The sequence below is a fragment of the Mycobacterium simulans genome (assembly GCF_900232995.1).
GTDB lineage: Bacteria > Actinomycetota > Actinomycetes > Mycobacteriales > Mycobacteriaceae > Mycobacterium > Mycobacterium simulans.
In genome coordinates, this window is record NZ_OCVX01000003.1 from 2,172,430 (window position 1) to 2,186,076 (window position 13,647).

At 62.7% G+C, this 13,647-nt stretch carries 15 protein-coding genes and 1 pseudogene; 11 read left to right on the top strand and 5 right to left on the bottom strand.

The annotated features are described in order from the left end of the window. Window positions 1-3 precede the first annotated feature (3 nt). Together MSIMFI_RS10500 and MSIMFI_RS10505 are read left to right on the top strand one after the other, a co-directional pair. Entirely contained in the window at window positions 4-897 is an 894-nt protein-coding gene (locus MSIMFI_RS10500; RefSeq protein WP_191497155.1) for a phosphoribosylaminoimidazolesuccinocarboxamide synthase, read from the top strand. Beyond that, window positions 894-3,065: a S9 family peptidase gene (locus tag MSIMFI_RS10505; protein WP_191497156.1), complete on the top strand. Its 2,172-nt coding sequence runs from the start codon at window positions 894-896 to the stop codon at window positions 3,063-3,065. The genes MSIMFI_RS10500 and MSIMFI_RS10505 overlap by 4 nt, the downstream gene beginning before the upstream one ends. On the opposite strand, the gene MSIMFI_RS10510 is transcribed toward MSIMFI_RS10505, so the two are convergent. Further along, entirely contained in the window at window positions 2,994-3,440 is a 447-nt protein-coding gene (locus MSIMFI_RS10510) for a DoxX family protein (protein ID WP_191497157.1), read from the bottom strand. The two genes, MSIMFI_RS10505 and MSIMFI_RS10510, sit on opposite strands and share 72 nt — an antisense overlap. A gap of 89 nt (window positions 3,441-3,529) precedes the next feature. Here MSIMFI_RS10510 and MSIMFI_RS10515 point away from each other — a divergent pair, with 89 nt between their 5' ends. Then, window positions 3,530-4,093: a TetR/AcrR family transcriptional regulator gene (locus tag MSIMFI_RS10515; RefSeq protein ID WP_186244792.1), complete on the top strand. Its 564-nt coding sequence runs from the start codon at window positions 3,530-3,532 to the stop codon at window positions 4,091-4,093. Between the two features lie 5 nt (window positions 4,094-4,098). Here the strand turns inward: MSIMFI_RS10515 and MSIMFI_RS10520 are convergent, their stop codons facing one another. Next, the gene (locus MSIMFI_RS10520; protein ID WP_191497158.1) at window positions 4,099-5,688 is read right to left on the bottom strand and encodes a DHA2 family efflux MFS transporter permease subunit; all 1,590 of its coding nucleotides are present in this window, start codon (window positions 5,686-5,688) and stop codon (window positions 4,099-4,101) included. 99 nt (window positions 5,689-5,787) lie between these two features. Here MSIMFI_RS10520 and MSIMFI_RS10525 point away from each other — a divergent pair, with 99 nt between their 5' ends. Both MSIMFI_RS10525 and MSIMFI_RS10530 read left to right on the top strand, forming a co-directional pair. After that, complete coding sequence (locus tag MSIMFI_RS10525; protein WP_191497159.1) at window positions 5,788-6,492, top strand: DUF2334 domain-containing protein; 705 nt, start codon at window positions 5,788-5,790, stop codon at window positions 6,490-6,492. A gap of 73 nt (window positions 6,493-6,565) precedes the next feature. Continuing rightward, complete coding sequence (locus MSIMFI_RS10530) at window positions 6,566-8,272, top strand: FAD-binding dehydrogenase (protein ID WP_191497160.1); 1,707 nt, start codon at window positions 6,566-6,568, stop codon at window positions 8,270-8,272. Window positions 8,273-8,338: 66 nt separating this feature from the next. Here the strand turns inward: MSIMFI_RS10530 and MSIMFI_RS10535 are convergent, their stop codons facing one another. Beyond that, window positions 8,339-8,977, bottom strand: a complete 639-nt coding sequence (locus MSIMFI_RS10535; RefSeq protein ID WP_191497161.1) for an MBL fold metallo-hydrolase — start codon at window positions 8,975-8,977, stop codon at window positions 8,339-8,341. Here MSIMFI_RS10535 and MSIMFI_RS10540 point away from each other — a divergent pair. The 6 genes and pseudogenes from MSIMFI_RS10540 to purQ all read left to right on the top strand — a co-directional run bounded on the left by MSIMFI_RS10540 (window position 8,891) and on the right by purQ (window position 12,588). Next, window positions 8,891-9,678, top strand: a pseudogene (locus tag MSIMFI_RS10540) (ATPase). The gene MSIMFI_RS10535 and the pseudogene MSIMFI_RS10540 sit on opposite strands and share 87 nt — an antisense overlap. A 52-nt stretch (window positions 9,679-9,730) precedes the next feature. After that, entirely contained in the window at window positions 9,731-10,483 is a 753-nt protein-coding gene (locus MSIMFI_RS10545; RefSeq protein WP_186244787.1) for an LLM class flavin-dependent oxidoreductase, read from the top strand. A gap of 152 nt (window positions 10,484-10,635) precedes the next feature. After that, window positions 10,636-11,073, top strand: a complete 438-nt coding sequence (locus tag MSIMFI_RS10550) for a 6-pyruvoyl trahydropterin synthase family protein (protein ID WP_186244786.1) — start codon at window positions 10,636-10,638, stop codon at window positions 11,071-11,073. A gap of 42 nt (window positions 11,074-11,115) precedes the next feature. Continuing rightward, window positions 11,116-11,607: a 6-pyruvoyl trahydropterin synthase family protein gene (locus MSIMFI_RS10555; RefSeq protein ID WP_191497162.1), complete on the top strand. Its 492-nt coding sequence runs from the start codon at window positions 11,116-11,118 to the stop codon at window positions 11,605-11,607. A gap of 70 nt (window positions 11,608-11,677) precedes the next feature. Continuing rightward, a complete protein-coding gene (gene purS / locus MSIMFI_RS10560) occupies window positions 11,678-11,917 on the top strand; it encodes a phosphoribosylformylglycinamidine synthase subunit PurS (RefSeq protein ID WP_186244784.1) in 240 nt (79 codons plus the stop codon). Further along, on the top strand, window positions 11,914-12,588 hold the full coding sequence (purQ, locus tag MSIMFI_RS10565; RefSeq protein ID WP_191497163.1) for a phosphoribosylformylglycinamidine synthase subunit PurQ: 675 nt from the start codon (window positions 11,914-11,916) through the stop codon (window positions 12,586-12,588). Before purS ends, purQ begins: the two co-directional genes overlap by 4 nt. Before the next feature lie 23 nt (window positions 12,589-12,611). Here purQ and MSIMFI_RS10570 read toward each other — a convergent pair whose 3' ends face one another. Both MSIMFI_RS10570 and MSIMFI_RS10575 read right to left on the bottom strand, forming a co-directional pair. Beyond that, window positions 12,612-13,082, bottom strand: coding sequence for a hypothetical protein (locus tag MSIMFI_RS10570; RefSeq protein WP_191497164.1), 471 nt, complete (start codon window positions 13,080-13,082; stop codon window positions 12,612-12,614). A 91-nt stretch (window positions 13,083-13,173) separates the two neighbouring features. Further along, window positions 13,174-13,635: a cupin domain-containing protein gene (locus tag MSIMFI_RS10575; protein WP_191497165.1), complete on the bottom strand. Its 462-nt coding sequence runs from the start codon at window positions 13,633-13,635 to the stop codon at window positions 13,174-13,176. Window positions 13,636-13,647: the final 12 nt, after the last annotated feature.

A 13,647-nucleotide genomic window follows, 5' to 3' on the forward strand; every position in this document is an offset into this window, starting at 1 on the left:
GCGATGCGCCCCGCACTAGCCGACTACCCGCATCTGGCCAGCGGCAAGGTCCGTGAGATCTATCGCGTCGATGACGACCATCTGCTGCTGGTCGCCACCGATCGGATCTCGGCGTACGACTATGTCCTCGACAGCACTATCCCGGACAAAGGCCGCATCCTGACCGCGATGAGCGTGTTCTTCTTCGGCCTCGTCGAAGCCCCCAACCACCTGGCCGGGCCGCCGGACGACCCGCGCATCCCCGATGAGGTGCTTGGCCGCGCGCTGGTGGTGCGCAAGCTGGACATGCTCCCCGTGGAATGTGTGGCCCGCGGCTACCTGACAGGGTCGGGATTGCTGGACTACCAGGCCACCGGGAAGGTGTGCGGCATCGCCTTGCCGCCGGGTCTGGTCGAGGCCAGCAAGTTCGCCACACCGGTGTTCACCCCGGCGACGAAAGCCGCGCTGGGCGATCACGATGAAAACATCTCGTTCGATCGGGTGATCGAGATGGTAGGCGGCGTGCTCGCCAACCAGCTGCGCGACCGTACCCTGAAGATCTACGTGCAAGCCGCCGATCACGCCCTGACCCGGGGAATCATCATCGCCGACACCAAGTTTGAATTCGGCACCGACCGCGCCGGCAACGTGCTGCTGGCCGACGAAATCTTCACACCGGACTCGTCTCGGTACTGGCCGGCCGATGACTACCGGGTCGGTGTGGTCCAGACCAGCTTCGACAAGCAGTTCGTGCGCAACTGGCTCACCAGCCCCGAATCCGGCTGGGACCGTGCCGGCGACCGGCCGCCGCCTCCGCTTCCGGATGACATCGTCGAAGCCACCCGCGGTCGTTACATCAATGCCTACGAACGGATTTCAGGTCTGCGCTTCGACGACTGGATCGGCCCGGGCGCATGACCGACAATCCGATTCCGCCGGTGGCTAAGCGGGTGGAGGCTCGGCGCGAGCACCACGGTGACGTTTTCATTGACCACTACGAATGGTTGCGCGATAAGGATAGCCCCGAAGTTATCGCCTACCTCGAGGCCGAAAACGACTATGCCGACCAGACCACTGCGCACCTCGAACCGTTGCGGCAACAGATCTTCGACGAAATCAAGGTGCGTACCAAGGAGACCGACCTGTCGGTACCGACTCGACGTGGCGACTGGTGGTACTACGCCCGCACCTTCGAGGGAAAGCAATACGGTGTTCACTGCCGGTGCCCGGTAGCTGATCCCGACGACTGGAACCCGCCGAAATTCGACGAACACACCGAAATAGCCGGTGAACAGGTGTTGCTCGACGAGAACGTGGAAGCAGATGGCCACGATTTTTTCGCGCTGGGCGCGGCCAGCGTCAGCCTGGACGGCAATCTGCTGGCGTACTCGGTAGACGTCGTCGGTGACGAGCGATACACGTTGCGGTTCAGGGACTTACGGACTTCACAGCAGTATTCCGACGAGATCGCGAGCATCGGCGCCGGGGCGACCTGGGCCGCCGACAACCGTACCGTCTACTACGTCACCGTGGATGAGGCCTGGCGCCCGGACACTGTGTGGCGTTACCGGCTGGGCTCAGGCGAATCGTCGGAGCGGGTCTATCACGAAGCCGATGAACGGTTCTGGCTCGCGGTGGGCCGCACTCGCAGCGACGCCTACGTGTTGATCGCGGCTGGCTCGTCCATTACATCTGAGGTCCGCTACGCGGACTCCGCCGACCCCAGCGCGCAATTCGCCGTGGTGCTGCCCCGGCGTGACGGCGTCGAGTATTCCGTGGAACACGCTCCGCCGGGTTCTGAGGGCGGCCAGGACCGCTTCTTGATCCTGCACAACGACGGTGCGGTGAACTTCGCACTAGCTGAGGCCCCCGTCGGCGATCCGACGCAGCAACGCACCCTGATTCAGCACCGAGACGATGTCCGACTTGACGGCGTTGATGCGTTCGCCGGCCATCTGGTGGTCAGCTACCGGCGCGAGGCGCTGCCCCGGGTGCAGCTGTGGCCCGTGCAATCCGACGGAAGTTACGGTGAGCCCGAAGAGATCTCGTTCGACTCCGAGCTGATGTCGGCTGGTCTAGGACCCAATCCGAATTGGGATTCGCCCAAATTGCGGGCCGGTGCGGGATCTTTCATCACCCCGACGCGGATCTACGACATCGACCTGGTCACCGGTGAACGCACCTTGCTGAAAGAACAGCCGGTGCTCGGAGGCTATCGACGCGAAGACTATATTGAGCGCCGCGACTGGGCTTACGGAGACGACGGCACCCGGATCCCGGTATCGATCGTGCACCGCGCCGGTATCGAGTTCCCAGCGCCGGCATTGGTTTACGGCTACGGCGCTTACGAGATCTGTGAGGATCCACGGTTTTCCATCGCCCGGCTGTCGTTGTTGGATCGCGGGATGGTGTTTGTGGTCGCACACGTTCGCGGCGGCGGTGAGATGGGCCGGCTGTGGTATGAACATGGCAAGCTGCTGGACAAGAAGAACACATTCACCGACTTCGTAGCAGTGGCACAGCATCTGGTGGACTCCGGACTGACGCAACCGGAGCGGTTGGTTGCTTTCGGCGGCAGCGCGGGCGGATTGTTAATGGGAGCCGTCGCCAACATGGCCCCGGATCTCTTCGCTGGAATCCTTGCTCAGGTACCCTTCGTCGATCCGCTGACCACGATCCTGGACCCGTCGTTGCCGTTGACCGTCACAGAGTGGGACGAGTGGGGAAATCCGTTGAACGACAGCGATATTTACGCCTACATGAAGTCGTATTCGCCGTATGAGAACGTCGCAGCCAAGTGCTATCCGGCGATCCTGGCCATGACGTCGTTGAACGATACCCGGGTGTACTACGTTGAGCCGGCCAAGTGGGTTGCGGCTTTGCGGCATACCAATAGCGATGCCAATTCCTGCAGCAACCCGGTGCTGTTGAAGACCCAGATGCACGCCGGTCATGGCGGGATCAGCGGCCGCTACGAGCGTTGGAAAGAAACCGCATTCCAATACGCGTGGTTGTTAGATGCTGCCAATGGCGACGAAAGCGGCGGCGGCCAGAAAGACGACCTCCTCGGCACTGCGCAGGGTTAGTCGCGTCGTCATCGACTTGGGTGGACTGGGCATCCGGGCGGCATAGACGTTGGCCGGAAACATCATCAGCATCAGCGCCAGAAGGCACATGGCCGCTGCCACCCGGGTGCCGGGCAACAACAGACCGGCGGCGCCCACGAGCTCCAGCACGCCGGTGAGGGTGACCAGCGGGCCCGGCGCGGGCAGTCGGGGCGGCACGATCGCGATGAGGTCACCACGTAGCGGTGGCGCGAAGTGCGCAACCCCGGTGACCACGAACATCGCCGCGAGCCCGACAGCGACAGCGGTGGTCCAGTTGTTTACGTAAGCCACGCCGAAGCAGCCGATGATCCGAGCGACAATGCTGCCCAACAGCAGAGTGATCAATGGAGCCATCCCAGCCTCTCCTAGCATCTAGACACTGACAAGATCGACCATATGCATTCAATCTAGGCAGTGTCAAGTTAGGTCGTTATGCTGGGCCTATGGACCGGCCGACTTACCATCACGGCGATTTGCGCAGCGTGATCCTGACCGAAGCCGCGCGTCTGGTAGCCGAACGGGGCGCCGATCACGTGTCGCTTCGCGAGCTGGCCCGTGACGCGGGTGTGTCGCATGCCGCGCCCGCGCACCACTTCACCGATCGGCGCGGTCTGTTCACCGCGCTGGCAACTCAGGGATTCCAGCTGCTGGCCGAGGCGCTCGTGGACGCCCGTCCGCAGTTCGCCGACGCGGCCCTGGCCTATGTACGGTTTGCCATCGAGCACCCCGGCCACTACCAAGTGATGTTCAACAGGTCACTGCTCGACAGCTCGGATGCCGAACTGGCCGCGGCTGAGGCAGCCGCTGCGGCGGAACTGGATCGCGGAGTAGCGACTCTCAGCGACCCCAACGCCCAGGCGGATCCGGCTTACGCCCGGCTCGCGGCTTGGTCACTGGTACACGGCTTTTCGATGCTGTGGCTCAATGACGCGGTGAATCCGGAAGTGAGGGCGGCGGACCCGATGGACAGCGTCGCGCGGATAGCTCGGCTGCTGTTCGAGGGTTAGCGCGACTAGCCGGCAGGCCTTTTCGGCAGAAACGACGCCGGGATAATCGTTAAAGCCATCGTCGCGACCGCGATCACAAAGACCACCGCGTAGGCGTGTGAAAGATCATGCAGCACATTGTCCGCGAAGCCGGGGCCAAGGGCTCGGCGTGGTATTGCCGACGGATCGATGGGCACCCCACGCTTGGCCGCGGTTTGTTGGAGCAACGCGACTTCGCCGGCGGCCGAGATGTTTTCGCTGCGATTGAACTGATTGGTCAGGATCACGGACATCAGTGCGGTCCCTATGGAGGCGCCGATCTGGTGGGTGACGCTGATCAGCGTCGAACCGCGGGCGATCTCATGTGGTGCCAGCGTCTGAACCGCTGCCCCGGAAAGCGGCATCATGGTGCAGCCGATGCCCATCCCCATGATTGCGAGCCCCACCAGCAATGTCGGCGCATACCCGGCGTGTCGGTATACACCGTAGCTAAAGATGCTCAGGCCGACCGTCATCACCGTAATGCCAAGCAGCACGACCTTTCCCGGTCCCCGCTTGTCCATGAACGTGCCCGCAAGCGGCATGGTCAGCATGGCGCCAAGTCCCTGGGGGGCCAAATGTATCCCGGATTGCATCGGGGTTTGGTGCATGACCTGCTGTAGGTAGCTCGGGAGCAGCAGCCCGGCGCCGAAGAAAGCGCTCATGAGCGTCAGTGCCGTCACATTGGACTGGGTGACCACAGTGTTGTTGAACAGCCGCAAGTCGATGAGCGGATGATCTGCGCGATACCAGGCATGCAGGGCGAACGCGGCGATCAACATCAGGCCGATGGTCGCCGGTATCAAGACGTAGCGGTCGGCTACCGTGCCTCGGCCCGGAATGGACGACACCCCGAACAGGAACGTGGCCAAGCCTGGCGACAGCAGCAGGACACCGATCAAGTCGAAGCTTTCTGACGGTGCTGGGCGATCCTTGGGAAACACGATGATTGCGAGGATGAACGCGATCAATCCGATCGGCAGGTTGACCAGGAAGATCCACGGCCAGCTGAAGGAGCCGATCAACCAGCCGCCAAGGATCGGCCCACTGATCGGGCCGAGCAGCAGTGGGATGCCCAGGACCGCCATCATGCGTCCCATTCGCTTGGGGCCGGCTACGTGCGTAAGGATCATGAATCCCAGCGGCAGCAACATGCCGCCACCGACACCCTGCAAGACCCGGAATACTATGAGCGTCACGATGTTTGATGCGAACGCGCACAGTAGTGAACCCAGCGTGAAGGCCAGAACGGATCCGATCCAGAGCCGTTTGGTTCCGAATCGGTCAGCAGCCCAGCCCGTTATCGGGATCACGGTAGCCAGCGCCAGAGTGTAGCCGGTCATCGTCCACGCGACGACGGCCTGGGTAGAACCGAATTCGACAATGAACGTGCGCTGCGCGACGCTGACGACGGTGGCGTCGAGCACCGTCATTACCGACGCCAGCACACACACGCCGGCGATCCGAAAGAGCCCAGCGTCGAGCTTGTCAGGGTAGACGTGTTCGCCGCGGCGGGGCTGCCCGGCGGCGGTGGTGGGTAACGCGGCATCGGCCGGTGCGGAACGCGCTTCATCCATGGATTTTTGAGCATATCGGGGAGCGCGGCAGTCCGGATATATGTCTGCTGTCTGCGTGTACGTCACCGTCTCGAAACCTGGAATCGGCAAACTACAAGCGTGTCTGGAAAACTGATCGTCTCGGTCTCGGGGATAGGGATAAACACCCTGGCCGACGTCGACGCGTTCTGCCGGCAGATGGATGCCCGCTCGGTGCCGGTATCGCTGTTGGTGGCTCCGCGTCTGCGCGGTGAGTACCGACTCGACCGCGACCCGGGCACCGTTGAGTGGCTGACCGCGCGGCGCGTCGGCGGCGATGCGCTGGTGCTGCACGGCTACGACGAAGCAGCCACGAAGAGGCGGCGCGGCGAATTCGCGACGCTGCACGCGCATGAGGCCAACCTGCGTTTGATGGCCGCCGACCGGGTGCTCGAGCATCTCGGGCTGCGTACCCGGCTGTTTGCGGCACCGGGCTGGCTGGTATCGCCCGGCGTTGTCAAAGCGTTGCCCGGGAATGGCTTTCGACTACTCGCCGATTTTCACGGAATTACCGACCTGGTCCGCAAGACCACGGTGCGCGCCCGCGTGCTGGGCATCGGAGAAGGATTCCTGGCAGAGCCGTGGTGGTGCCGGATGGTCGTGATGTCGGCTCAGCGAATCGCTCGGCGCGGCGGCGTCGTGCGGGTCGCGGTAGCCGCCCATCATTTGCGTAAGCCGGGCCCACTGCAGGCCATGCTGGATGCCGTCGACCTTGCGTTGCTGCACGAATGCACGCCGACGGTATACCGCTGGCGGCCGGACAAGGCAATTCTCGACGCTGCGTAATCGGATTGCGGCGACCCGCTGTGCCCGGCTCGGATGAATCGCGGCGACCCGCTGCGCCCGGCCCCGGTGATAGGTGGCATTACCCTGTACCGACGTGAGCGATGCATCTTCGGATTCAGAGGCTGGGTCGGACGGCTTCGCCGCCGACGCGATTATCATCGGCGCCGGTCTTTCTGGCCTGGTGGCCGCGTGCGAATTGGCCGACCGCGGCTTGCGGGTTCTGATCCTGGACCAGGAGAACAGTGCCAACCTGGGCGGGCAGGCTTACTGGTCGTTTGGCGGACTATTCTTCGTCGATAGTCCCGAGCAGCGCCGCATGGGCATCCGCGACAGCCATGAACTTGCCCTGCAGGATTGGCTGGGGACGGCGGCCTTTGATCGTCCAGAGGACTACTGGCCCGAGCAATGGGCCCATGCCTATGTCGATTTCGCGGCGGGGGAGAAGCGGAGTTGGCTACGCGCCCGAGGGCTGAAGATTTTCCCGCTGGTCGGCTGGGCCGAGCGTGGTGGTTACGACGCACAGGGCCATGGCAACTCGGTGCCGAGGTTTCATATCACGTGGGGCACCGGGCCGGCCTTGGTTGAAATTTTCGCGCGTCAGTTGCGGAACCGGCCGAATGTGCGCTTTGCGCACCGTCATCAGGTCGACAGGTTGATCGTCGAGGCTGACTCAGTGACGGGCGTTCGGGGCACCTTACTGGAGCCTTCGGATGTGCCGCGTGGCGCGCCGTCGTCACGAAAGGCTGTGGGAAAGTTCGAGTTTCGCGCCTCGGCGGTGCTCGTCACCAGTGGCGGCATTGGCGCAAACCACGATCTGGTGCGCAAGAACTGGCCGAAGCGGATGGGGCGCGTTCCCAAACAACTGCTTAGCGGCGTGCCTGCCCACGTCGACGGCAGGATGATCGGCATTTCCCAAAAAGCCGGCGCGCGGGTGATAAACCCCGACCGGATGTGGCATTACACCGAGGGCATCACCAACTACGATCCGATCTGGCCCAGCCACGGCATCCGGATCATTCCGGGCCCGTCGTCGCTGTGGCTGGATGCGGCAGGCAATCGATTGCCGGTTCCCCTGTATCCCGGTTTCGACACCCTCGGTACGCTCGAATACATCACCCAGTCCGGGTATGATTACACCTGGTTTGTCTTGAACGCCAAGATCATTGAGAAGGAATTCGCGCTGTCCGGCCAGGAACAGAATCCTGACTTGACCGGGCAGAGCATCCGCGAACTGGTGCGCTCGAGGGCCCGGTCCGGTCCGCCGGCACCGGTGCAAGCCTTCATCGACAAGGGTGTCGACTTTGTCAGCGCGAACACGTTGCGCGAGTTGGTGGACGGCATGAACGAGTTGCCCGACGTGTTGGCGTTGGACTACGAGACGGTCGAAGCCGCGGTCACCGCCCGTGATCGCGAAGTGGCCAACAAGTTCAGCAAAGACGGTCAGATCACCGCGATCCGGGCCGCCCGCACCTACCTGGGCGACCGGTTCGGTCGTGTCGTCGCGCCGCACCGACTGCTCGATCCCAAAGCCGGGCCGCTGATCGCGGTCAAGCTGCACATCCTGACCCGAAAGACCTTGGGCGGAATAGAAACTGACCTAGAAGGGCGGGTGCTCAAATCCGATGGCACACCACTCACCGGGCTTTATGCCGCCGGTGAGGTGGCCGGGTTCGGCGGGGGCGGCGTACATGGCTACCGGGCCTTGGAGGGCACCTTCCTGGGCGGGTGCATCTTCTCCGGCCGGGCGGCCGGTCGTGGCGCCGCGGAGGACATCACCTAGTACGCCGAGCAGACGCAGAATCGCACGATTTGAGCCCAAATCGTGCGATTCTGCGTCTGCTCGCGCTCAGAAGGTGACCGCGGTTTCCTCGGGTAGCACTTGGAAGTCGGTGTTGGTCATCTCGGTTAGGCGGCTGTAATAGATGCCGCGTGCATCCGGGGCGATGATCCCCTGGTGGATCGGTACCGCGCGGGCCGGCGCCACCGCGCGCAGGTAGTCGACTGCTTCCGCGATCCGCATCCACGGGGCCGCGGCCGGACTGGCCAATACGTCCACCGGCTCGCCAGGCGCAAACAGTGCGTCACCGGGATGCATCAACCTGGCTCGGTGTTCGCCGTCATCCACCAGATACGAAATGTTCTCAATCACAGGGATTTCCGGGTGAATCACCGCATGCCGGCCACCGACTGCCCGGATGGTCAGCTCGCCGACCGACAGTTCGTCACCGACGTGTACCTCGCGGCACGGCGCACCTAATTGCGCTGTTGTCTGCGAATCGGCATACAGCGCGGCATTTGGGTTGCCATCGAGCAGCGCCGGCAGTCGCCTGACGTCGACGTGGTCGGGGTGCTGGTGGGTGATCAAGATTGCCGACAGGCCCGTGATCCCCTCGAAGCCGTGCGCGAAGGTGCCGGGATCAAAAAGCACGCTCGTTTGACCAAACTCGGCGAGGAGGCAGGAATGGCCGAAATGCGTGAGTTGCATGTTTACGATTGTGCCCTGATGAGGCGGTGCAGATGCGGGTGATCCTGGCGGCGATGCTGGTCGCCGGTAGCCTGGTGGCCGCTGTCTTGGTGGTCACATCCGCACAGGCCGAGCCCGAAACCTGCCCGCCGGTATGCGATCAGATCCCCGCCACTGCGTGGATTCATCGACGGGATGTGCCGCTGGACTCGGTATATGGCTGGCCGGCGCCGGCCGGTGCGGCAGTCGCGGTGACCGGGACGACGCCCCGGTTTCAGTTCGAGCAAGTGTGCGCTACGCCGGCGTTCCCGCAGGACAGCCGCAATTCAGCGGTCGCGGGTCGAGTGACCGTGGTTCACCCTGACGGTCAGTGGCAGTTGCAGGCTCAGGTATTGCACTGGCGTGGTGACACAGCCCGCGGGGGCGCGATCGCGGCCGCGGTGTTCGGTGCTGCCGTCACCGCCATACGCGCCTGTCAGCTAGGGTCACCAACGCAATCGCCGTCGATCACCGACGACGAACCGACCCGGATGGCCGCGGTAATCAGTGGACCGGTTGTCATGCACACCTATCTGGTCGCGCACGTATCGAGCAGCACGCTCAGTGAACTCACGCTATGGTCGTCGGGGCCGCCGCGGGTGCCGTGGTCGGTGCGCTCCGACACCGCGGTACTGGACGCCATGACCCGCCCGTTGTGCGAGGCCTACATCGGTTCGTGCTGAAGTCGCGCCGGAAATCGATTCTGGCACTGGTATTTTGCTGTACGTTCGGCAGATGGTCACAGTCGACATTCTCTATAGCGCAGCCAAGTACGCCTGGCCGGACTTACGGGTCAAGGTGTCGCAGGCCGAAGCTCAAGGGTTCGGGACGGCGTGGGTGTATGACCACCTGTCAGGTTCAGTGTTGTCGAGCGACCGGATGCTGGAATGCTTTACCTTGGCCGGGGCGCTGGCCGCAGCCACTTCCACGATCGGCATTGGCACCTTGGTCGTCAATGCGGCCAACCGTTCGGCGGGCGTGACGGCTGCCGCAGCCGCCTCGGTGCAAGAGATCAGCGGGGGACGTTTCGTATTCGGCGTCGGAGCGGGCGCCGCCCCTGGGACCCACTGGGCGCAAGAACATGAAGTGCTTGGGAATCCGTTGCATGACTCGATGCGGCTTCGGCATGACCATCTTGCCGCAATTCTCGACCTTTGCGACATCCTGTGGGACCCACATCGAGCGGACAAGTGGACCGGCTTTCCGCTGCCATCTCCCCGCCCGCCGGTGCTACTCGGGGTCAATAGCGTTGCCCTTGCCAGGATTGCCGGCGCCCGTTGCGATGCACTCAACGTCCGTCTCGACCACCCTCGGATCGCTGAGTTCTTCCAGGCCGCCCAAGATGCGCGCGCGCAGTCCGCTAACCCCAGCGCTCCCTTGGAGCTCAGCGCATGGACTGAGCACAGCCAAGCCTCCCTCGATCCCGACGGGGAGGCGCAACGTCGAATTGCCGACCTCGGCGGCCACCGGCTGATCCTGGTCGCTTAGCACGAGGGACTTGGCCCTGCATGAATGTGGATCTAACATTCACTAAGCGAAGCCGGTAACAGGTCCGGAAACGGGTCCTTGCGCCGGTCGATACGCCGGCGCTTTTAACGTATTGGGAGCGGTTCCGCTCTTGGCCCCGGAGGTGGAGCCCGATGGCCCGTACGATCGAGAAGACGTTTCGATTCGACGCTGGCCATCGATCTCTGGGGTTCGACTATAAGAAAGAAGAAACCATCCACGGCCACACCTGGGAGCTCAAACTCGTTCTCGAGTCTCAGCTGGAATTGGATGGCATGAAGACGGTCTTCGACACGAATGAACTGGCTCTCGTTGTGCGGCCCGTTATCGACGAATTGGATCACTCCTTCATCATCTGGACCGAAGATCCGATATATGACGACTTCCTGAAAGTCTGCGAGCTTGCGGACGTTGCGGATAAAGTTTATCCCGTCGATTTCAACCCCACAATCGAGGGGCTCGTACAGCATATATACGAGCAGATAAGCGGTAAGTTGCATCTCAATGGCTGCATCTTGAAACGTGCAGAGCTCCGATGCGCGTCGACCCTCAATGCCAGCTACGGAATCTAACTAAGCCAAGTCAGTCCACGTCGATAGACCCAGGGAGCAGGTATGGCCTACACGATCAAGCAGACTATCCGCCTTGAAATGGGGCATCGGACGTGGACCCACGACATGCGGACCAGCCGAGGTGGAACTGAACTTTATACCCCGGAATTGGTTGCCAATAAATGTGCCAACCTGCACGGGCACACGATCTTTGTTTCCGTTACGCTTACCGGGGAGAGTCTTGACGAGCAGTACTTCCTCTTGGACACCGACCTGCTAGAGAACGCATTTAGGCCGATTCTCGACGAGGTGGACCACGCATTTGTCGTTGACAAGAATGATCCACTATATGAGGACATCGCCGCGATTACGCGAAAAGGTGGGCTCAAATTGTGCACGGTGGACTTTTCGCCCACCTTTGAAGCGTTGGTGCGGCACTTCTACGATCGCCTCCAGGCTGTCATCGACGAAAAGGGGCTGGCCGACCAGCTGCGGATCAAAGAGATGAAGGTTCTTGGCGAACAGACGGTGGAGGCCACCTACGCGGGCGATTAGGGGCGAGTAGCGCGAGGTCGGGCCCGTCGCCGGTAGAGTCTGAGCGGACCCTATCTGAGGAGGAGCGCCGGTGGCCCGGGTGGTCGTGCATGTGATGCCTAAAGCGGAGATTCTCGACCCGCAGGGTCAGGCGATCGTCGGAGCACTGGGACGCCTTGGACACCCCGGAATCTCAGACGTGCGTCAGGGCAAGAGGTTTGAGCTAGAGGTCGACGATACCGTCGACGATTCGGTGCTTGCCGAAATCGCCGAATCGTTGTTGGCCAACACGGTGATCGAGGACTGGACCATCAGCAGGGCCCCCCAGTGACGGCGCGGATCGGCGTCATCACGTTTCCCGGGACGCTTGACGACGTGGACGCCGCGCGCGCGGTGCGTCAGGTCGGCGCTGACGCGGTGAGCCTGTGGCATGCCGACGCCGACCTCAAGGCTGTCGACGCCGTGATTGTGCCCGGCGGCTTTTCCTACGGTGATTACCTCAGGGCAGGTGCGATCGCCAGATTCGCCCCGGTGATGGGCGAGGTCGTCGCCGCGGCCGGACGCGGCATGCCGGTATTGGGGATTTGTAACGGTTTTCAAGTGCTTTGTGAGGCCGGGCTGCTGCCCGGCGCGCTGACCCGCAACGTGGGGCTGCACTTCGTCTGCCGCGACGTGTGGCTGCGCGTGGTGTCGACGTCGACCGCGTGGACATCACGTTTCGAACCCGACGCCGACTTGTTGGTGCCGCTGAAGTCAGGAGAGGGCCGCTATGTGGCACCACGGCACGTGCTCGACGAACTGGAAGCCGACGGCCGGATCGTTTTCCGATACCACGAAAATGTCAACGGCTCACTGCACGACGTCGCCGGCATCAGCTCAGCCAACGGCCGTGTCGTCGGGCTGATGCCGCATCCCGAGCACGCCATCGAAGCGCTAACCGGTCCGTCCGAGGACGGACTCGGCCTGTTCTATTCAGCGCTGGACGCGGTCTTGGCGGTCTGAGGGCTAACCCTGTCAAACTTTCGCTAACCGGCGTCTAGCAGCAATGGTTGTGTGGCTGACGATAATTGAACGACCCGAGTCAACGCGGCGAAGAGATCGATTGCGGCTGCGATGGTGCGGTCGGCGGCGTCGGCGAAATCTTCGAAGCGGACAGGTTCGGAGAACCACTGGCACCGATGGGCCTCAATGACGACGCGTCGCGGATCAGAGGATCCGTGCACGATCGCGGTGACGGCCTGGTTCCGTGCGTTCCACCGATCAGCGAACTGCGCCAGCCGCGCGTAGTCGGTGGCGGGGAAGAAGCACGCCGGAGTGACTCGGATGGCAAACGCTTCGCGGTGTGCGGGTGAGGCCTCCAGATGGACGTGCAGTCGACGGGGGTGCGTATTGACGACGAAGAAGAATTCGGCGTCGTGCTGGCCGCGGAAATACCGCCGGCCGCGGGTGCGCAGGTAGCGTTCGACCAGGTTTGCCGAAAGCGGCTCAGTCGTCATGAGACCAATGCTGAGGCTGCCCCCTATGCAGATCCTTTGAGCGAGGCAAAGTGGCGCCGAAGAATCAGTTGAGAATTGCCTGAGAGGGAATCTAGAGGGGATAAAGCTCAGGCAGATTGACCACGATGGCCTCCTGGGTGCTGCGTGCGATGACCACCTCGGCGGGTGTGGTCGGGTCGGGATTTTCTTCCCGATGCGGCAGATATGGCGGCACGAAGATGTAGTCGCCGGGTTGGGTTGAGATGCGCACTTCCTGGACACCGTCGTGGAAGACGAACTCCGGGTTGCCACTTCGCACATAGATTGCGGTCTCGGACTCGCCATGATGATGGTTAGCCGAGACGGTTTCCGGCGAGACATGTGTCTCGCCCATCCACAACTTCTCCGCACCAACCGAGCGCCCGGTCAGCGCGGCGAAGCGTCGCAGTCCCTCCGATTGCGCGGTGTCGGAACTGATTTCCGATGCCTTGACATGATGCACCCGACGACGTGTCGCGGCTGACATCGTCGCTTCGGGTTGGAAATCGGGATGAAATCCGTCCGAGGTTGCCATGGATGCTCCTTT